This is a genomic window from Paenibacillus sp. FSL K6-0276, assembly GCF_037977235.1.
GTDB lineage: Bacteria > Bacillota > Bacilli > Paenibacillales > Paenibacillaceae > Paenibacillus_AQ.
Genome location: NZ_CP150276.1, coordinates 2,019,419 through 2,039,319 on the forward strand (window position 1 = coordinate 2,019,419; position 19,901 = coordinate 2,039,319).

Below are 19,901 nucleotides of genomic sequence, written 5' to 3' on the forward strand. Positions count from 1 at the left end.
CAAAACTATTATCTGCTCAGTAATAACGTAACCTGATGCATTTTGCTAAGCATACTCCAGCATCACGAAAGTCTAAGCCACCATCCGCATTCCAGGCTCGGCATAATTCCAGCCTATAGAGTTGAATCCGCCAGATTGGAAACTCTGACCGCTCTGGAAGCTTTGGCTAGACACGGCCATTACAACCTCCTGTCTTTCATCCGCGAGGACAAGCTCAATTAACTCAGCAATTTGCCCTTGTTCATACGCAACTGCTAGGTGACTCAACTCAATCTGTAATTCCGTATCCTGCGGTAAGGAGGGGCCATCGGCTTGAAGAAGCTCATGTCTTACGGCAGGAAGGGCTTGCCGGGCTCGATGCAGAGCAGCTTTGACGGCTCCATCAGTGGTGTCGAGAATTTCGGCAGCTTCTATTCCGGAGTGTCCGAATACATCTCGAAGTAGGAACACTGCTTGCTGCAGCGGGGACAAATGCTCTCGCAAAGCTTGAAAAGCAGCCTCAATCTCAAATGAACCGTACGCTGCTGCATCCTCTGTCCGTGACTGATCCATTTCCAGCACCCGTGACAACGTCGCTTTTCGTCTCATCATATCTATCCAAGTATTTCTGGCAATCCGCAGGAGCAATGCCTCGGGATTGGGGTGATTCGTTTGATTTATTTGTTCAGAAGTTTTCATATAACCCAGTGCTTTGACCCACGTATCTTGAGCCAAATCCTCGGCTTCCCACGGGGATTGTGTCAGTGCAAGGCAATATCGCTTCAGGGCCATTTGCAAAGACTTGGTATTATTCTCATCCGGTTCATGGCCGGCGCTAAGCTCCTCAAGGTTGATCACTCTGCATAACCCCTTTTCCGGTAAAGTGATTTCGGTTACTTCTAATAATAAACGAATGAGCTCTAAATTAAGATACGCAATAATAAAAATAATATTTTGCCCACCTAACGTATCCTATCCAAAGACTAATCCGTTTACAGGGTAGATTTCAAAATAAAATTAACGGATGGAGGTCGCATACGCATGGCGTACATTCCTTATGTCATTGAACAAACGAATCAAGGGGAAAGATCCTACGATATTTATTCGCGGCTCTTAAAGGACCGAATTGTGTTTGTTGGGGCGGAGATTGAGGATCAATTGGCGAATAGTGTTGTTGCCCAGCTGTTGTTCTTATCGGCAGAGGATCCAGATAAAGATATACACATGTATATCAATAGTCCAGGGGGCTCCATAACGGCGGGATTCAGTATTTATGACACGATGCAGCTTATTAAACCGCAGGTGAACACGATTTGCACAGGTATGGCAGCTTCCTTTGGTTCACTTCTATTGTTAGCTGGGGCTAAGGGTAAACGTTATGCGCTGCCAAACAGTGAGATCATGATTCATCAGCCGCATGGTGGAGCGCAGGGTCAGGCCAGTGATATTGCGATTAGAGCCAAACGCATTTTGAAGTTAAGAGAAGTGCTTGTCCAAATTACAGCGGACCGAACCGGACAGACGGTGGAAAAAGTACTACAAGATATGGATCGAGATTATTTCATGTCAGCCGATGAAGCGGTGGAGTACGGGATTATCGACAAAGTCATCACAAATCTGTAAGACGAAGGAGTGAAGCGAGTGATGCTGGAAGCTTTGCAGGGCAAAGAGGTAACCATTTATTTTGTAGATGGCTCTAACGCTAGAAAAGGCATTTTGGAAACGGTAAGTGAGAAGTTCATCAAATATCGAACAGAATTCGAAGAGCTGTATATTCCCATTACTTCCGTTTGTTCCATCACACTAGATACTAAAGGACGAGAACGACCCCGTGTAGGATTTGCACAATAACATCATCTGGGCAAAAATAGGGTCAGGGGATGTTTCCCCTAACCCGTACTTTCCCGAATCGCCAAATAATGAGCTACATTTGCATGATGCTGAATACCGGTCTCCCCCTTAATCAGCTTGATTAACGTTCGGGTAGCGGTCATTCCAATCTCTGTTCCAGAGTATTCTACAGAGGACAACTTGGGTCGAACGACAGAAGCGATGAAGCTATTATCGAATCCGAACACCGCTATATCCTCCGGCACCCGAAGGCCGTTATCGATCAGGAAATTCATCGCCCCTACAGCCATCCAATCTGTGGAGCAAAAAACCGCAGTAGGTAGCTCCCCGCTATTCTTAATCCGGCGCATGGCGTCACTTCCATCTTCTACAGCCATACCACTTTCTACTACCCATTCTTCCCTTAAGGTAATGCCTGCATCCATAAGGGCTTGTTGATAGCCACGATATCGATCGCCACCTACCGCATTATCTCCAGATACTCGGATCATGGCGATACTTCTATGTCCTTTTTGAATCAGATAAGTAACGGCCTCATAGGAAGCGGTAACATTATCCAGATGAACAGAAGGGATCGAATCAATCTGGGATTGCTCTCCAACTAACACGCAAGGTGACCCGGATTTCTGGATAATCTCCAGATGCTCCTTATTCGGAACCGAGCCAACATATATACAACCCTCAGTCCCCATATGGTGGAATAAATTCAAATAATGCAGTTCACTTTCAACACTTCCGTCTGTTAATCCGACCAAAACATCATAACCATATAGTTCGGCGAGATCACGTATGCCAATATTGAAATCGTCAAGCACGGTATTACTGTTCTGCGGAATAATGACACCAATCAGAGGGGTATCAGATCTACCTGCTTCTGAACCAATGACATTTGGACGGTAATTAGTTTGTTTAATGGCTTCCAATACACGCTTACGGACTTCCTCGTTCACCGGTTTGCTGTTATTGACAACCCTTGACACGGTAGCTATCGAAACGTCAGCCATTTTGGCTATATCTTTAATTTTTACCTTCAAGAATATCACCATAACTTTCCAAGCTTGTATTCGTTCTTGAATATATCGCAAGCATATCACGGATAGCTTCAAGAATCCAAAAGATAGTTATTGACCAGGAAAATAAAAGATCCTATAATGAGCGCATAGGAAAATATTTTCCTTTAATTAACCCTGGAAAGATAGATTCTTAGTCGATTATGTTTAGAATTATTATGAAAATCACTAATATGCGAATTAATTGGGAAAATATTTTCCTGAGAGGGTATGTGAATACGAAGGAGCTGCATTCATTGAACAGAACATGGTGGAAAGAAGCCACAGCGTATCAAATTTACCCACGGAGCTTTATGGATAGTAATGGCGATGGCGTTGGAGATCTGCAGGGAGTTATCTCAAAACTTGATTATTTACAGGACCTTGGCATCAATGTCATTTGGATCTGTCCTATTTATAAATCCCCGAACGATGATAATGGATATGATATTTCAGATTACCAGGATATTATGGCGGAATTCGGCAGTATGGCCGACTTCGATCAGCTGCTAAACGAGGTTCATGCACGAGGCATGAAGCTGATTCTGGATCTTGTCATTAACCATACTTCTGACGAGCATCCTTGGTTTGTTGAAGCACGTTCCAGCAAGGACAATGCGAAACGGGATTATTATATTTGGAGAGATCCTAAGGACGGAAAGGAACCGAATAACTGGGAGAGTATTTTTAGCGGTTCGATCTGGGAGTTCGACCCTGCTACAGAGCAATATTTCATGCATGTGTTCTCCAAAAGACAGCCTGACCTCAACTGGGAGAATCCTGAAGTGCGTCAGGAATTATACGGTATGGTCAATTGGTGGCTGGATAAAGGGATCGACGGCTTCCGAGTAGATGCTATTTCACATATTAAGAAAATTCCAGGTCTTCCTGATCTGCCAAATCCAGAGAATCTTCCGTACGTATCATCCGGTGAGGGTCATATGAATCGGGAAGGAATTCACGATTTTCTACAAGAGCTTAAGCAGGAAACATTTGATCGCTATGACATTATGACCGTTGGTGAAGCAAGCGGAGTGAGTGTTGATCAAGCGGAGATGTGGGTAGGCGAGGAACAGGGTAAATTCAATATGATTTTTCAGTTCGAGCATTTAGCCCTTTGGAATAAGAGCGTCACAGGTGGGTTGGATGTTCTAGAGCTAAAATCAGCACTCTCCCGTTGGCAAAAAGGTCTTGAGGGCAGAGGCTGGAACGCATTATTTATCGAGAATCACGACCAACCGCGTTCAGTTTCTACTTGGGGGAATGATGGTGAGTACTGGAAGGCGTCGGCCAAATCGCTGGCTACAATGTATTTCCTAATGCAAGGAACACCATTTATTTATCAGGGCCAAGAAATTGGGATGACCAATGTGCGATTTGATTCGATGGATGATTACGATGATGTGGCGATGAAGAACCTGTATCGTTTAGAGACAGAAGCCGGAAAATCACATGAGGAAGTCATGGAGGTCATCTGGAAGAACGGTCGCGACAATTCCAGAACGCCAATGCAATGGGATGACTCTGAGAACGCTGGTTTCAGTAGTGGTAAGCCTTGGATGAAGGTCAATCCGAATTATTCGGAGATCAATGTGGAGCGTGCGAAGCAGGACCCTGATTCCATCTATCATCATTACAAAAAGCTAATCGCACTTCGGGCCGCTAATCCAATTACCGTTTATGGAACCTATGATTTGATTCTGCCTGAAGATGAACGAATCTACGCTTATACTCGGACACTTGGCAATGAGAAATTGCTGGTCATGTCAAACCTGACTTCAGAGGAGGCACTGTTCGACCTTCCGTTTGATTTGGAATTCGACTCCAGTGAGTTGCTGTTGAATAACTATGAAGTTGACCCTGCCGAGAAGATCGAGACTGTGGCGTTACGCCCTTACGAATCTCGTGTGTATATGCTGGTTAACGCACCTGTAGAGCAAGAGGCAATTCGTGAGAGTGTGCCTGCAGCAACTGTTTAATTATTATAATAAACGCAAGAATGCCCCTCGGCCAATGGCTGAGGGGCATTCTTTTTTTATGAAATATCAAATTATTTGCTCTGTTCTCCATCATCCGTAGAAGGTAAATCTGGCCGTTGCAGAATATAACTTTTAGACATATTCAGGAGTCGCTGGACGGCATCAAATTGCGCTTTTTTCGAACCGCCCTCAGTTTCAGAGCCATCGCTTAGGTTATAGTTATTTCCATCATCGTAATCGACACCAGTCAAATATAAGCTTGTGTCATTAATAAAAGAACCAGTAGGAAGACAGTGTCTAACAGGTAGCAGATTGGTCTGTTGATTCATCAGGTCTTCTCCGAAGTGGAGCTGGTCCTTCATAGAAATCCCTAACAGATTAGCTACAGTTGGTAAGATGTCGATCTGACCGCCGGTTTGTGTATACACAGTAGGTTGGCCTACGCCTGGGGCATGAACAATGAGAGGAACGTTGAACATATCCGTATATCCATATTCGTGTCCGACCATTTCCTCCATTAATGATTTCTCATTGCCGTCAAGGGAATACAGTGATACACCTTGATGATCTCCGTAGAAGACAATCACGCTATCTTCCCATAACCCGCTGGACTTCAGTTGGTCTAGGAATTGTCCCATGGCGTAGTCCGCATAATTTTGGGCTAAAATATAGTCGCCGACAAGGGTTCCTTCGTACCGTTTAGGCAGCGTCATTTTAAATTTAGATTCTGGCATTTTATAAGGGTGATGAGCACTCATTGAGATGACCATTGCATAAAAAGGATCGTCTTCAGCGTCCATTTTGACCAGTTCAGGAACCGTCTTGGCATACAGAACCTCATCCGAAGATCCAAATGCGATGTGATCATCATCTCCATAGAAGGACTGATCGTAGTATTTATCAAAGCCTAGCACCTTATATAAGGTTTTGCGGTTCCAGAATTCCACGCTGTTGGTGTGAAAGGTGGCCGTATTGTATCCATTAGCTTTCATCAGCTTAGGCAGGCTCGGAAGTTCCTTAGTCATATAGTTGGAGGAAGTGGCTACTTCGTGATGAGGAACATATAGCGATGTATTCACTACAAATTCTGCATCCGATGTTGTCCCTTGCCCCGCATTCGTATAGAAGTTATTGAAATAATGATCACTTGCTATAAGTTTATTTAGATTTGGAGTCACTTCCTGTCCATCAATGCGTAAGCCAAGCAGGAAATTCTGAAAAGATTCCATTTGCACCACAATTAGATTCTTGCCTTGAGCCGCTGCCCAATACTTGGGTGAGACTGGTTCCGTAATCCCTTTTGTAGCGTCCACAGCCTGTTGCGTAATTTCTTTGCTGTCGATCATTTCTTCCTTTTCCGTGGTGTCGGCAAAAATGGTATATACCTCGTAATTGAGAATCCCCATACTCTCCGCCTTTTTATTCTCGTTCATACTGGCGTGATTCGGCCAAACATTAAAGACACAGATCGCAAGAGAAACGCTGATAATCCCGAGCAAGGCAGTTCGGTTCATGCGCAGGTTCATGCCTCTTTCTTTCCAAATCGCAATGTATTTTGGACGGTACATAAAGAACATGAAGACTACAATATCCACAAAAATGAACAAATAGTAAGGGTCCAGCAAGGAGTACGTGCTTTCGCCTACTTTGGTTACTTTATCCGCTTGTTCCAAGGCATGATAGGTAGCAATTATTCCGTAATACTTGTAATACATCAGAACGGCAAAATAAATCACTGAAATCAATAAGTTAGCTATCATGTAATACAGAAACTTCCGCTTGGAAGCCATCCACTCAATGAGTCCAAATACGATGAAGAAGAACGGAATCTCTGTAAGCAGCATGCTCCAGTTAGGACCGTCACTAAATACCACGAACCAGGCCACTGCGCATTTTAAGAGCAGGATGAAGCTAAAGATTAGAAAGGGCTTGTTTTTGATCTGAAAATCTTTTTTCACTCGTTATCATCCTCTCTGGTGCAAAACACACTAAAACCCTGTATAAACCTGTATGTTGTGGGAATCCGTTGCAATATGCCGATGCTTATTATGCTCTTGAAGTTTTCGTGTGTCAAAAGACGGACGAGAGACCTAGAGCGCAGTAACAAGCGATTTATGGCACATAAACAGGTGAAATCAGCTTCAATCCTAAACTACAGGTTATATCCGTATAATTTGATTTTAAAAATACCCTTTCTCGCAACTTTACATAATATTCCACAGTCTGAATAAGGAGAGTGAATACAGCGGAGGCCTCGGTTGGTGCTGACCAACAGTTTGCTCCTCCAATTCTAAAGGAGTGATCTTAAGTGGGAAGAGAAATTTCAAGCTTTAAGGTTCAGATGAGACGGATATGTAGTGCAGTTGTTGGGGCAGCTATTATCCTAGCTACAGTCTCTTCATTAATAGTTAAGGCGGACAGTGTTGTGAATTTCCCGGATGAGAAGAAGTTATTGTCTGGCATCACACAACTGGATGCGGGGGATAGAAGTGCTTATGCCATCACTGCGGATGGAACAGCCTGGGCTTGGGGTGGTGGATATGGCTCTATTGGTAATGGGGCAACCACGCCAGCGTATACTCCAGTCAAAATGCATATCGATCATGTAAAGCAAGTTTCAGGTGGCGATCGTCATAATTTGATATTGAAAGATGATGGAACCGTGTGGGCTGTGGGAGGGAACGAACATGGACAACTTGGCACTGGAACGCAGTCATTGACGGACCTTGTAGAGCCGGTTCAAGTGAAGGGGTTAACGGATGTGAAATCTGTTTCCGCAGGAGGCACACATAGCTTAGCGCTCCAAAGAGACGGAATCGTCTGGGCGTGGGGAGGCAATGAGCAAGGAGAACTCGGTGACAATTTTGGGAAAAACGGGCTAACACCGGTGCAGGTAAAAGGACTACCCTCTATTTTATCTATAGCTGCGTCTGGTTATGGAATAATTACACAGATAGGAATCAGGGGGAAACTTTAAAACCGATTCAGATTTCAGGACTCACAGATGTCGTATCGATGACAACAGACTCCGCAGTGAAAGCCGATGGGACAGAATGGCAGTGGACAGTTGGCGATAAGAATAAGATTAATGTTACGCAGACTAGTGGTATTCAAAATGCAGTTTCAATTACTAGCGGGCATAGAAATCATTATGTACTCTTAAAAGACGGTCATGTTCTCGCATGGGGAACGAATGAATTCGGACAGACAGGCTTGGGGGTTAGAGATTTTATGATTAATACGCCTCAGCCCGTGAAAAAATCGATTCAGGTGATGTTGAACAATAATGAAATGGAACTGACCATGCCTCCTTTACTGCTCAACAATTCTACGTACGCTCCGTTAAGAGGAATATTTCAGCAAATGGGAGTGAATGTACGCTGGGACGTTCCATCGAGATCAGTTATTGCCATGAAGGAATCTACATCTACTACGCTAATCTTAAATTCGGTAAATGGACAAACGACTGTAAATGGAAAAGTGATAGCCACAGATCAAAAACCAGTCTTCATTAATGATAGTGTATATGTACCATTAAGACTAATCAGTGAAATGTTAGGTGCTAAGGTAGAGTGGGATGCTGAAGCTTATGCTGTTCAAATCCATTCGAATTAAATAGGGGTATTTTGACGTTAAGTATTGATTATATTGGTATGACTAATACAAACAATACTTTTTTTTGAATGGATGGATAATATGATCATTACGCTTGATTTTAAAAGTGATACTTCAGAAAAGAGCTCCCGAATGACGGGAGCTCTTTATCATTATAATGATAAAGCACGGCTATTGGTTAACCATTAGCCCATCAAAGATTTTTTCCACATAGTACTTTCTTCAGCTTTGCGTTAGCTAATGTGATTGTTTCCTGTCAAATAATTAAATCACCACAGAACAACGACACATTGTTTTTTAATCAGTATTGACTTAACTGGTTTTAATGATTTATAGTGAAATTGCAATAAATTAGACGACTGTATAGACCACGTACTACAGTTGTTTGTTTTTTTGCTTGTAGCGCATGAAGACCAAGTCATCAAGAAGGAGGCATCCACTTCTCAAAATTTAATTACGATTCTCTGTAAGCGAATACATTTTAGCGTTCAACAAGACCGAAAAACATAAGCGCTGACAATGCAAGAAAGGAAAAGGAAAAGGAAAATGACAAATAGAAAATGGAGAAAAAACGGACCCATTTTAAGTACCGAAAATCAGAGAGGTTATTTTGATATCCCCTATGGCACAGCGTCCGACGCTCAAAAGCTAGATATTTGGCTACCTGAAGGAGATGGTCCCTTTCCTGTAATTGTTTCCATACATGGTGGAGGATTTGTAGCCTGCGATAAACGCCAAAAAGATATGATTGAGCCGATGCTTGAAGGCCGAAATAGAGGGTATGCCATTGTTTCCATAAATTACAGACTGACGGATGAAGTGATATTTCCTGAACCAGTAAGAGACGTAAAGATGGCCATTCGTTTTATCAAAAAGAATGCTGCCAAATTTCATTTGGATCCGCAAAAAATTGCCACTTGGGGTGGTTCCGCAGGTGGTTATTTAGCCCTTATGACAGCGGTTTTTGCTAATGAAACTCTGTTTGATACTGAACAGGATCCCAACAAAGATATTCCTACGGACATATCGGCGGTTGTTTCTTGGTATCCGGTTTCCGACTTTTCTCGTTTGGATCACGATTTACAGGTGAATTATATTCTCCAGGAAAACTCACTATACGAACCGGTGGATATCAGTGACGAATACGAAGACGTCTTCCCTATCTCAAAGCGCAACGAATTCCCTTTTCATACAAAGGAGGGTGTCTTAGAGAAGTTGGTTGGAGGTCCCATAGAAGAGTTGGGTCAGCAAGTTAAAAGATTGAATCCTATGAGTTATATCAATAAAGATATTCCAAAGATTTTGTTGCAGCATGGAGGTGGCGATGATATTACGCCGATGCAACAATCAATCGATTTCGCATTGAAAGTAAATCACCTTTTCGGTAGAGAACACGCTAAGGTTGAGATTTTTCCAAATGCTATTCATTCCTCGGTGATATTTGAAACGAAAACGAATATTGGACGTGTTTTGGATTTTATCGATATTGAATTAAAGAAATGAGTAAAGAAGTAGATTGATAAATCTCGGATGCGTTGCGAAAAAAGAGTCTCTAGGCATTGAAATGGAGGCTGCAAGATGAACAAACGACAGCAGAAGAACGGGGAACGGACTTACCAAAATCATTAAAATTGCATTGTAACTCACTTAAGCTAAGCTGTTCTAGAAGAGGGGGAATAGTACATGACAGAACTAAACGCAAGCGCAGCGAAATCTCAAGAATATACTATAAAGAAAGCTGTACCTGTTCTATTATTATTATTTTTATTATGTTTGGTCATCGACGGTTCATTTAAAATTGTTTCGGTAGATATAGCAAAAGATTTTAATATATCTGCGACGATGGTATCCTGGCAAGCGACCTTAGCAGGACTTGTTTTTGGGATCGGGGCTGTGGTATACGCCGCTTTGTCCGATACCATCAGTATCCGAAGACTTATTAGTATAGGTATTGTAATAATATGTGTTGGTTCAGTGATGGGTTTTGTTTTTCAACATTCGTATATTATGGTTGTTATTTCACGAGTCATTCAAACGATGGGGCTGACATCCGCAGAAACTTTATATGTGATCTTTGTGACTAAACAATTGCCTCTAAATGAACAAAAGAAATTTTTAGGATTAAGTACAAGCAGCTTTGCATTGTCTCAAGTAATAGGATCCTTGACCGGCGGATACGTTTCTACTTATTTCCATTGGACGACCCTGTTTTTAGTTTCATTGGTAACTCTATTCATTCTTCCTTTTATTCTGAAATATCTGCCAAAAGAAGAGAAAAGAGGTCTAAATGTCGATGTAACTGGTTTATTCCTGGTGGGAGTAACTGCAGCAACTCTATTATTCTATATTACTAACTTTAATACTATTTATCTTATAGCGTTTATTGTCGCCCTCGTCCTGTTCTTAACCTATATCAACAAAAGTTCTAAAGCGTTCATTAGCCTTTCATTTTTCAAAAATAAGCAATTCATTTCTTTGTTATCGATAGTTTTTGTTATTTACTCTGTACAATTAGCCTATATCTTTTTGTTTCCATTTCTTCTGGGAAATATTTTCAATATGAGACTTGATACGATTTCGTTACTGCTAATCCCGTCTTTTGTCTTAGCGGCAACGGTTGGGGCGCTTTCCGGAAAAGTAGCGAAAAAGTTAGGAAGCAAGCAATGCATCATGATAGCAATGTCGGGTATTACCGTTAGTTTGTTGGTAGGTGCATTCTTTATCGAAAGCTCTGTTATGCTGATCATTTCAATGATTCTATTCGCTTGTTCTTACGCGTTTATGTATGCTCCGTTAATTGATTCATACGTTGGTACAGTTGGGAAGGAAAAGTCTGGTACCGCGATTGGATTTTACAACTTAATTATGGGTGTAGGCGCTTCTATCGGTATTGCTTATACGGCGGTAATGATGGATAAGCCATCATTACAATTGCTTCCTAACATAAATAATCCGGTCGCTTCCGTATACAGTACTATTTTAGTGGTTCTTTCCCTCGTTACGCTTTTCAGCTTATTCCTGTACTGGGTTTTGGTGGGACGTCTAATTAAGAAATAGTTGTGGAACGCGAATTATTCGAATTTTGCGAAGGCGTTTACATGGGGAATTTGGGACCAACTTACGAGACACCTGCAGAGGTAAGAATGGCCCGCCTTATGAGTGCTGATGCCGTTGGGATGTCCACGGTCCCAGAGGTGATCGTTGCCCGTCATGCCGGAATGGAAGTGCTTGGAATCTCATGCATTACTAATAAAGCAGCAGGAATTCTGGAACAGTCATTGTCTCATGAGGAAGTCGTGGAAGCCACAGAGTAAGTTAAGCTGAAATTTCTAAATCTTGTGCTCGGGATCATTGAAGAGATGTAGTTGTTTTTCACTATAAGCAAAAAGGAGAGCGATCAACCCATGAAAGAACAGTTCGTATCGATTCCTAACGGAAGTCATAATATTCCCGGTATAATGGTAAGCCCATCAGGAGCAACAAAGGATAAACCAGCTCCTATGGTATTGCTGTTGCATGGTACGGGTGGTAATAAAAATGAACTTGGAGATATCTACAAACGACTAGCTGCTCAATTGGCATCAAGAGGATATGCATCTTTGCGGATCGACTTTGCAGGAGGCGGGGATAGTTCCCAACCCTATGTTGAGAATAATTTCGATGATTCAGTCGCGGATGCTCTGAAATCGGTCGAATTCCTCACTAATGATTCAGGAATAGATAATAATCGGATCGGTGTATTGGGTTACAGCCAAGGAGGACGAATAGCGCAAGTAGTAGCAGGCCGCGTACCAAAAGTAAAAGCACTTGCAACCTGGTCATCCGCGCCGTCAAACGGTGCAGAAGATTTAGAGCTTATGTTCAAAGTTACCGATGAAGCCCATGAGAAAGGTTCGGTTATGGTTACGATGCCATGGGGTACTCAATTAGAATTCGGTAAAAAATTCTTTACAGCGATGGAAAATTCTCGTGCTCTTGATGAGATTGCCAAATATAAAGGCCCATTGCTCGCAATTGGAGGTTCTGAAGATCCTGTCGTTTCACCTCTATTGGCAAGGAAATTAGTGCAACATGCTGGGAGTACCGATGTGAATCTGCGTATTATTGATGGAGCAGATCATGGTTTCAACATATTCGTTGGTGACAAATTAAATCCTGATCAATCCATTGCAGAGGGACTCTTAAAGATAACAACAGACTGGTTTGCTGAAAAACTGTAACTATCATGAAAGAATAGTTGGACAGGACGTTATTCCGGCCCAACTATTTTTTCATGTAATTTGTAATCGTGAAAATTATACGGCGATGATCTATTCTTTAATCGTTCGAATCTTTGAACGAATTCTAACAATTGCACGAAATTAGCATGTGATATTCTAAGCCGTAGCCTAAATCTTAAAAATTGTACCCGCGAAATTCGAGGAGTATATGATTCAATAACTATGCATTATGAAATTGATTCGGATTTAGTTCTATTTATTTTCTCCAACGGCTGAGGTTGCGCATTCCAACTAACGGGATATAATGTATATCGAGGAGGAGTATCTTAATGCCGATTAAAAATAAAGACAAGTCCCATCTATATTTGGATGTTTATGATAAAATACTAAAACTAATTAATGAGGGAGTTTATCCGGTGGGAAGTAAATTGCCTGCGGAATTGGAACTTTCCAAAATGATGAATGTTAGTAGGATGACTTTACGCCAAGCCTTAAGCTTACTCCAAGAAGATGGCTATATCGTAACGATCCATGGACAAGGAAACTTTATAAAAGATAATACACAATTACGAAGTGTTGGATTAGAGAAAATAGGGGATACAGTTTCTAATTGTTGTACGGAAGCTATTGATGACATTGATTCCAACTTTCGCCTTGAATTTGTCAATGATTATGATTATATGAAAAAACTGTTCGGTATTAATTCGGCAGTGTGTATTGGATTTAACAGGTGGTACAAAAGTAAAAATGAAATTGTTGCGCACACCTTTTCCATACTGCCAAGTGAAATCGCTTCAAAATTTCAAGTAAATCTTAATAATAAAGAATGTCTTTTCGAATTGCTTGAAGAACGAATTTATGAATATGCACATTCTTCGACAATAGAGGTTAAATTCACAAAATCCGTAATCCCCACTTCGACCCATCGACTCCATTCAAACAATGATTTATATACACTATTAATTGAGAGTTTATATGATTCGATTGGCCATGTTATTCTCCAGAATAAAATATATATACCGACCGAATTCAGCTCGATTAAAATTAATCGGATAAATAAATAGATATTGCTGAAGCCAAGCGATATTTCTGAAAGCCGGATTCTATCTATGTTTCCACCCGTGTCAGTACGTGGATTATAAAGTTCATAAGTTAAGTTGGAAATTGAAATTTAATTGGAGGGCGCAAGCCCTCTTTTTATTTTTCAATCATCCTTATGCCTTGCTTAAAGGAAAACATGAGATTCTTTAAACGAATGATGATGAATATTGGATCAATGGGACAACGTATAATAACCCAGATGATCGCTGTTATGGTTTCGAAGCGGCTTGGGATTGGAACAACGATTAATATTGGGACAAAAACGGGTAAGAGTATATATTACAGCCTCTTTGTATTCGTTGCATTGCTTTTGACAATTTCAGCTTACCAAGAGGCGGAAGAACAAATGACGTAGCGACGGATACAGTAGCTAGACTGAACGTACTTATGCGGAACTGCTGAAAGGGAGTGGGAATTTTCGTTGAATTTAAAATAAATCGTATGAAGTAGACCCCTATTGTGATAGAATAATCTAGTTGTCCTAGTTTCCGGAAATTCATTCCATTCCAGCAATTCTCATGAGATTTATAGGTGGATAATCGAGGAAATATGAGCATTCAAGAGTATTAACAAGAATTCTTGGAGATTTTAAACAATAATCATCATTTTTTGTCGGTTTTTATTGATTTATTCAAAAAAATTATGTATAATCAGCCTTGTTGATTTTGCAAATGGAATTTTAGGAGGTTTTTATTTTGGGAAAAGCGTTAATTATTGGCGCTGGCGGTGTTTCCAGTGTTGTTGTTCACAAATGCTGCCAGAACCCGGATGTATTTGAAGAGATCTGCATAGCTAGCAGAACTGTCTCTAAATGTGACGCTCTGAAAGATAAATTAGCCGGAGGCCGCACGAAGATTTCTACTGCTCAGGTCGATGCAGATAATACGGACGAAGTCATTGAACTGATCAAGAGCTTTGAGCCGGATGTCGTTATTAATGTCGCTCTCCCATATCAGGACCTGACGATCATGGATGCGTGCCTGGCAACAGGAGTGCACTATGTAGATACTGCCAACTATGAACCACAAGATACAGCGAAATTTGAATACTCTTGGCAGTGGGCTTACAAAGAAAGATTCGAAAAAGCAGGCCTTACCGCGTTGCTTGGTAGTGGATTTGACCCAGGTGTAACGGGTGTGTTCACGGCTTACGCGCAAAAGCATTATTTTGATGAGATTCATACCATTGATATTGTAGACGCCAACGCTGGCGATCACGGATATCCATTTGCAACTAACTTTAATCCTGAAATCAATATTCGTGAAATTACAGCCAATGGCCGCTATTTCGAGAATGGCGAGTGGATTGAAACTGCACCACTTTCCGAGAAAAAAGTATACGATCTTCCGGAAATTGGACCGAAGGATATTTATCTTTTGTATCATGAAGAATTGGAATCTTTGTCCGTTAACATCAAGGGCGTGAAAAAGATCCGTTTCTGGATGACTTTCTCACAGAACTACCTGACACACCTGAAAGTGCTTGAGAATGTTGGTATGACTTCTATCGAGCCTATCATGTATGAAGGTAAAGAGATCGTTCCTCTTCAATTTTTGAAAGCTATTTTGCCGGACCCAGCTTCCCTGGGACCGAGAACAAAAGGAAAAACTAACATTGGATGTATCATCCAAGGAACCAAAGACGGAAAGCCAAAAACTTATTATGTGTACAATGTTTGCGATCATGAAGAGTGCTATGCAGAGGTTGGCTCCCAAGCCATTTCCTACACTACAGGCGTTCCTGCAATGATCGGAGCTATGTTAATTATAAAAGGTATCTGGAGGAAACCAGGCGTATTCAACGTTGAAGAGTTCGATCCAGATCCATTCATGGAAGCTTTAAATAAACATGGTCTGCCTTGGCAAGAAGATTTCTCGCCAACGCTGTTAGACTAAGGCGCGATAATGGATATAGATATCAGCGCAGTACCATCACCTAGTTACCTTGTAGATGAAAGATTGCTTACCCGCAATCTTGAGATTATGAATTCTGTACAAGAACGCACTGGAGCTAAGATTTTGCTCGCGCAAAAAGGATTCTCCATGCATTCCTTGTATCCCCTAGTTGGGAAGTACTTGCATGGCGTAACTTCCAGCTCCTTGTTCGAAGCCAGACTTGGTTATGAAAAAATGGGCAAAGAGGTTCACGTCTACGCACCTGCTTATATAGAAAGTGAATTCGATGAGTTGCTTGAATACTCCGATCACATTGTGTTCAATTCTTTTGATCAGTGGAATAGATTCAAGGATCGCGTTAAGAATGCACCAAAGCACATCAGCTGCGGCATTCGAGTGAATCCGGAATATTCCGAGATTGAAGTTCCGCTGTATGATCCGTGCTACAATTATTCCAGAATGGGAGTAACCCTCCCTAACTTCAGACCGGAAGAGCTTGAGGGCATTGATGGATTACATTTCCATACGATGTGTGAACAGAATTCGGATACACTAGAGCGTACGCTCAAGGTAGTCGAAGAGAAGTTCGGACCTTATCTTAAAGGAATGAAATGGCTTAATTTCGGTGGCGGTCATCATATTACACGTCCCGATTATGATCTGGAGACCTTAATCAAGTGCATTCTGCACATGAAAGAGACTTACGGTGTGGAAATCTATCTGGAGCCGGGTGAGGCAGTTGCTCTCAATACTGGATATCTGGTAGCTACCGTTCTCGATGTGATGCATAACGGAATGGACATTGCGATTCTCGATACCTCGGCAGAGTGCCACATGCCGGACGTACTGGCTATGCCTTACCGTCCGAACATTATCGATGCTGGACAACCTGGAGAATATCCTTATACGTACAGATTAGGTGGGATGACTTGCCTAGCTGGAGATGTTATTGGAGATTATTCCTTCAAGGAGCCTTTGAAATACGGCGATAGACTCGTATTCCTTGATATGGCGCATTATTCCATGGTGAAGAACCATATGTTTAACGGCGTGAATCTGCCTTCCATTGTTAGTTACAATGAAGAAGAGGGAATCAAAGTAATCAAACAGTTCGCTTTCGAAGATTTCAGCGAACGTTTATCTTAATATAAAAAAAAGGTGCCTCCTTTAGATAGAGGCACCTTTTTTTATTGCTCCTTATTGCATCGTGATGGCGATACGCTCCTCCTGCGGGAGCCACTCGACGCTGGCTCCGAGTTGTTCACTAATAAAGCGAAGCGGCAGATACATCGAACCGTTTACGATGAAAGGCAGTGTAGGAAGATTCACAGATTTATTGTTCACCAAGGTCGCTCCAGTTACACTGTTAATACTGATGGCGAGAGCCGGTTTATCTGTAGCGGTTCGTGTGATCATAATTTGTTTATCTATTGTTTTCGCTGCTGTAATGTTCTCTTTATAGGTAATTGTGGCACCTAATTTTTCGAAGAGTGATCGAAGGGGGACGAAATTTTGACCGTTTCGAGTAATAACTCCATTTGAGAGAGAGATAGATTCTCCGTTTAAGGAGATCGAAATAGGCTTTTGCACTGGAACGGGGGCATCATGGCTGAATTCATAGTCGCCGTAGCCCAGCTGTGCCTCTTTATTGACGCCCCAGCCCCAGAGTGAGCCGTCTTTCTTTTGCATGATGATGTGTCGTGCACCTTTCTTTATGTTACTAACTTCTGTTTCGAGAAGTGTGAATTTTGAATCAGCGGGTATTGTTTCACTTCCGATAGAAGTCTGGTAGACATTTCCTTCCCCAGTTAATGCAACAATAGTACGTTCTACGATGTAAGCATCGACAACATTTTTGATCCCTTTTAGCAAAATCGGTGATTGTTCATGATAGATTGTTCCATCAGAGTAACCTGTAATCGTAGCGCCCCAGAACCATAATTGGGATGCCCCATCTATTGCTAATAGGCTGTTCTGATTTCCTTTTAAACTCTTGATATTACTGATTCCATTGAAGCGTGTCGCAGATAGATTTATTGGAGCTTCAGGATTTTTGTAATAATCTAGGACAGGCCAACTCCATACGGAGCCGTCCTTCTTAAGTGCTAGATTGTTTTTGATTTGAATAATATCCGTCAAATTCTGGATCGTATCGAAGCTCTTAAAGTCATCGTGTGTAGTGGACACAGTTCCGTCTTTCTTTAGGAGAATATAACGTGTCCATCCTTTATGAAAACCAGACTCATAATAACCACCTATAGCTGCCACGTTATCGACGCCGGAAACCAGTGTGAAATCAGAGGTTTTGAGGCCATCGGAATATTGGATGGTGGCGCTCAGAATCGTCCCGTCTCCTTTCAGGGCTATCGTTCTATTTCCCGCGATGAACATATCGACCAGATTGTCTAGCTCTTGAACGGGGGTCACTTTAACAGTTTCAGAATATGCCGATGTTCTCCATTGCCAGACTGAAAGGTCTTTTTTCATTACATATTGAGAATTAAAGTATGCTTGTACCTCATTCAGGTCATGGATTTGAGTAGGGACGGAACGATTGCCTCCCCATACCCAGAAGGAACCATCCGTTTTGGTCAGATAATCCGCTCCATACGAAGTGAGGCTGGTAGTCGTGACAGACTTCTCTGCTGCAACTGCGCTTACGTTAGAGGCGAGGCTTAATACTAGAAGAGCACTAACTATGCTGAGCCATTTTTTCATAGGAATACCTCTCTTTTTCTTATTAGATAGTTTTAATATGCCCACACTAAAATCCATTATCTTACAATTATACGCTCGAACTACTGAAAAAGTTTCTTCATAATTACACACTCACAGGAAAGGTCTCATGTGATACAATAATTTAGTCTGTTTTTTAAAATCAGCTATTGAAGGGTTCGTATCTGAGGAGGAAGTCAGCGTCAATGAAACATGCACCGTTTATTGCAGTGGAAGGCCCAATCGGGGCTGGAAAAACAACATTAGCTGCTATGCTAGCAGAGGAATTAAATTTACCGATCATTAAAGAGATTGTCGATGAGAATCCGTTTCTGGCTAAATTTTATGAGAACATGGACGATTGGAGTTTTCAACTGGAGATGTTTTTTCTCTGTAATCGGTATAAGCAGCTTGAAGATACCGTGACGCAGTACATAGATAAAGGGAACCCGGTCATTTCGGATTACCATATTTATAAGAACCTCATCTTTGGAGAACGAACGCTGAATGGAACGAAACGTGAAAAGTATCGGCAAATTTATCATGTGCTTACGGATGACCTGCCAAAGCCGAATATTATTCTCTATATTAAAGCTAATTTAGATACGTTATTAACCAGGATTGAAAAGCGTGGGCGGTCCTTTGAAGAGGGAATGGATACTGCGTATTTGGAGCAATTAATTAAAGATTATGATGAAGCGATGGCCTCTCTAGCCATTCAGGAGCCGTCGACCGTAATTATTACCATTGATGGAAATGCAGTCGATTTCGTGGAGAATCCAGAACACTTCACTGAAATTGTCTCTTATATAAAGGAGCTAATGAAATGAATTCATATCATATCCCGGAAAACGCCATAATTACCGTGGCTGGAACAGTGGGGGTGGGGAAGTCCACTCTAACAGACGCTTTGGCTAAAAGGCTTAATTTTCAAACCTCACTAGAGCAGGTTGATCAAAACCCATATCTCGAAAAGTTTTATCATGATTTTGAGAGATGGAGCTTTCACCTGCAAATCTATTTTCTAGCTGAACGTTTTAAAGAGCAAAAGAAGATGTTCGAACTGGGCGGTGGTTTTGTTCAAGACCGTTCCATTTATGAAGATACCGGTATTTTTGCGAAAATGCATGCGGATCAAGGTACGATGTCCAAAACGGACTATGAAACTTACACCAGCCTATATGAAGCTATGGTTATGACGCCGTACTTCCCGCACCCTGATGTGCTGATTTACATTGAAGGTAGCCTGCCTTCCATCCTGACGCGAATTAATGAACGTGGTCGTGAGATGGAAATTCAAACGGATGTTTCCTACTGGGAGCATATGCATGGCAGATATTCGAAATGGATCAACGAGTTTACAGCTTGCCCTGTGCTCCGTTTGAACATTGATGATTATGATGTCAATGATTCGGCTTCGATGTCGGATATTCTTGTGAAGGTTGGCGAAGCGATTCGTAAGCCTGTCGACAAAAAATAATAAGCGATGATCAGAAG

19 protein-coding genes are annotated in these 19,901 nt (G+C 41.7%); 15 read left to right on the forward strand and 4 right to left on the reverse strand.

Annotated features, from left to right (window positions below; genetic code table 11):
* Nucleotides 1–72: 72 nt before the first annotated feature.
* The gene (locus tag MHH52_RS09200; RefSeq protein ID WP_340008081.1) at nt 73–837 is read right to left on the reverse strand and encodes an RNA polymerase sigma factor; all 765 of its coding nucleotides are present in this window, start codon (nt 835–837) and stop codon (nt 73–75) included.
* A 183-nt stretch (nt 838–1,020) separates the two neighbouring features.
* On the opposite strand from MHH52_RS09200, the gene clpP reads away from it, so the two are divergent.
* Both clpP and MHH52_RS09210 read left to right on the forward strand, forming a co-directional pair.
* Nucleotides 1,021–1,602, forward strand: coding sequence for an ATP-dependent Clp endopeptidase proteolytic subunit ClpP (gene clpP, locus MHH52_RS09205; RefSeq protein ID WP_313636806.1), 582 nt, complete (start codon nt 1,021–1,023; stop codon nt 1,600–1,602).
* Nucleotides 1,603–1,623: 21 nt separating this feature from the next.
* Nucleotides 1,624–1,830, forward strand: a complete 207-nt coding sequence (locus MHH52_RS09210; protein WP_340009564.1) for a hypothetical protein — start codon at nt 1,624–1,626, stop codon at nt 1,828–1,830.
* A 38-nt stretch (nt 1,831–1,868) separates the two neighbouring features.
* Here MHH52_RS09210 and MHH52_RS09215 read toward each other — a convergent pair whose 3' ends face one another.
* Entirely contained in the window at nt 1,869–2,864 is a 996-nt protein-coding gene (locus MHH52_RS09215) for a LacI family DNA-binding transcriptional regulator (RefSeq protein WP_340008082.1), read from the reverse strand.
* 272 nt (nt 2,865–3,136) lie between these two features.
* Between MHH52_RS09215 and MHH52_RS09220 the strand changes: the two genes are divergently transcribed.
* The gene (locus tag MHH52_RS09220) at nt 3,137–4,858 is read left to right on the forward strand and encodes an alpha-glucosidase (RefSeq protein ID WP_340008084.1); all 1,722 of its coding nucleotides are present in this window, start codon (nt 3,137–3,139) and stop codon (nt 4,856–4,858) included.
* Nucleotides 4,859–4,929: 71 nt separating this feature from the next.
* Here MHH52_RS09220 and MHH52_RS09225 read toward each other — a convergent pair whose 3' ends face one another.
* Nucleotides 4,930–6,816 carry an LTA synthase family protein gene (locus MHH52_RS09225; RefSeq protein WP_340008086.1) on the reverse strand — a complete coding sequence of 629 codons (1,887 nt, stop codon included), beginning with the start codon at nt 6,814–6,816 and terminating at the stop codon, nt 4,930–4,932.
* A 350-nt stretch (nt 6,817–7,166) separates the two neighbouring features.
* Between MHH52_RS09225 and MHH52_RS09230 the strand changes: the two genes are divergently transcribed.
* From MHH52_RS09230 to nspC, 10 genes are all read left to right on the forward strand, one after another.
* A complete protein-coding gene (locus tag MHH52_RS09230; protein ID WP_340008087.1) occupies nt 7,167–7,835 on the forward strand; it encodes a hypothetical protein in 669 nt (222 codons plus the stop codon).
* Nucleotides 7,836–7,873: 38 nt separating this feature from the next.
* Nucleotides 7,874–8,473, forward strand: a complete 600-nt coding sequence (locus MHH52_RS09235; RefSeq protein WP_340008089.1) for a stalk domain-containing protein — start codon at nt 7,874–7,876, stop codon at nt 8,471–8,473.
* Nucleotides 8,474–9,019: 546 nt separating this feature from the next.
* Nucleotides 9,020–9,976 carry an alpha/beta hydrolase gene (locus tag MHH52_RS09240; protein WP_340008091.1) on the forward strand — a complete coding sequence of 319 codons (957 nt, stop codon included), beginning with the start codon at nt 9,020–9,022 and terminating at the stop codon, nt 9,974–9,976.
* 180 nt (nt 9,977–10,156) lie between these two features.
* Nucleotides 10,157–11,530, forward strand: a complete 1,374-nt coding sequence (locus tag MHH52_RS09245) for an MFS transporter (RefSeq protein ID WP_340008092.1) — start codon at nt 10,157–10,159, stop codon at nt 11,528–11,530.
* Complete coding sequence (locus MHH52_RS09250; protein WP_340009566.1) at nt 11,527–11,787, forward strand: hypothetical protein; 261 nt, start codon at nt 11,527–11,529, stop codon at nt 11,785–11,787. The genes MHH52_RS09245 and MHH52_RS09250 overlap by 4 nt, the downstream gene beginning before the upstream one ends.
* 90 nt (nt 11,788–11,877) lie before the next feature.
* Complete coding sequence (locus MHH52_RS09255; protein WP_340008093.1) at nt 11,878–12,693, forward strand: alpha/beta fold hydrolase; 816 nt, start codon at nt 11,878–11,880, stop codon at nt 12,691–12,693.
* Nucleotides 12,694–13,022: 329 nt separating this feature from the next.
* A complete protein-coding gene (locus MHH52_RS09260) occupies nt 13,023–13,757 on the forward strand; it encodes a GntR family transcriptional regulator (protein ID WP_340008095.1) in 735 nt (244 codons plus the stop codon).
* 212 nt (nt 13,758–13,969) lie between these two features.
* Nucleotides 13,970–14,149 (forward strand): hypothetical protein, encoded by a 180-nt coding sequence (locus MHH52_RS09265; RefSeq protein ID WP_340008097.1) that lies wholly within the window; start codon nt 13,970–13,972, stop codon nt 14,147–14,149.
* Nucleotides 14,150–14,489: 340 nt separating this feature from the next.
* Entirely contained in the window at nt 14,490–15,689 is a 1,200-nt protein-coding gene (locus tag MHH52_RS09270; RefSeq protein WP_340008099.1) for a saccharopine dehydrogenase family protein, read from the forward strand.
* Between the two features lie 9 nt (nt 15,690–15,698).
* Nucleotides 15,699–16,835, forward strand: coding sequence for a carboxynorspermidine decarboxylase (gene nspC / locus MHH52_RS09275; RefSeq protein WP_340008101.1), 1,137 nt, complete (start codon nt 15,699–15,701; stop codon nt 16,833–16,835).
* Nucleotides 16,836–16,886: 51 nt separating this feature from the next.
* Here the strand turns inward: nspC and MHH52_RS09280 are convergent, their stop codons facing one another.
* The gene (locus MHH52_RS09280; protein ID WP_340008102.1) at nt 16,887–18,407 is read right to left on the reverse strand and encodes a stalk domain-containing protein; all 1,521 of its coding nucleotides are present in this window, start codon (nt 18,405–18,407) and stop codon (nt 16,887–16,889) included.
* A 203-nt stretch (nt 18,408–18,610) separates the two neighbouring features.
* Between MHH52_RS09280 and MHH52_RS09285 the strand changes: the two genes are divergently transcribed.
* A complete protein-coding gene (locus tag MHH52_RS09285) occupies nt 18,611–19,234 on the forward strand; it encodes a deoxynucleoside kinase (RefSeq protein ID WP_340008103.1) in 624 nt (207 codons plus the stop codon).
* Nucleotides 19,231–19,884, forward strand: coding sequence for a deoxynucleoside kinase (locus MHH52_RS09290; protein ID WP_340008105.1), 654 nt, complete (start codon nt 19,231–19,233; stop codon nt 19,882–19,884). The genes MHH52_RS09285 and MHH52_RS09290 overlap by 4 nt, the downstream gene beginning before the upstream one ends.
* Nucleotides 19,885–19,901 lie beyond the last annotated feature (17 nt).

Bases quoted from the DNA above. Each gene is read 5' to 3' on its own strand.
- clpP (WP_313636806.1), top strand. From the start codon at position 1,021: ATGGCGTACATTCCTTATGTCATTGAACAAACGAATCAAGGGGAAAGA.
- MHH52_RS09210 (WP_340009564.1), top strand. From the start codon at position 1,624: ATGCTGGAAGCTTTGCAGGGCAAAGAGGTAACCATTTATTTTGTAGAT.
- MHH52_RS09235 (WP_340008089.1), top strand. From the start codon at position 7,874: ATGACAACAGACTCCGCAGTGAAAGCCGATGGGACAGAATGGCAGTGG.
- MHH52_RS09240 (WP_340008091.1), top strand. From the start codon at position 9,020: ATGACAAATAGAAAATGGAGAAAAAACGGACCCATTTTAAGTACCGAA.
- MHH52_RS09245 (WP_340008092.1), top strand. From the start codon at position 10,157: ATGACAGAACTAAACGCAAGCGCAGCGAAATCTCAAGAATATACTATA.
- MHH52_RS09255 (WP_340008093.1), top strand. From the start codon at position 11,878: ATGAAAGAACAGTTCGTATCGATTCCTAACGGAAGTCATAATATTCCC.
- MHH52_RS09260 (WP_340008095.1), top strand. From the start codon at position 13,023: ATGCCGATTAAAAATAAAGACAAGTCCCATCTATATTTGGATGTTTAT.
- MHH52_RS09265 (WP_340008097.1), top strand. From the start codon at position 13,970: ATGGGACAACGTATAATAACCCAGATGATCGCTGTTATGGTTTCGAAG.
- nspC (WP_340008101.1), top strand. From the start codon at position 15,699: ATGGATATAGATATCAGCGCAGTACCATCACCTAGTTACCTTGTAGAT.
- MHH52_RS09280 (WP_340008102.1), bottom strand. From the start codon at position 18,407: ATGAAAAAATGGCTCAGCATAGTTAGTGCTCTTCTAGTATTAAGCCTC.
- MHH52_RS09285 (WP_340008103.1), top strand. From the start codon at position 18,611: ATGAAACATGCACCGTTTATTGCAGTGGAAGGCCCAATCGGGGCTGGA.
- MHH52_RS09290 (WP_340008105.1), top strand. From the start codon at position 19,231: ATGAATTCATATCATATCCCGGAAAACGCCATAATTACCGTGGCTGGA.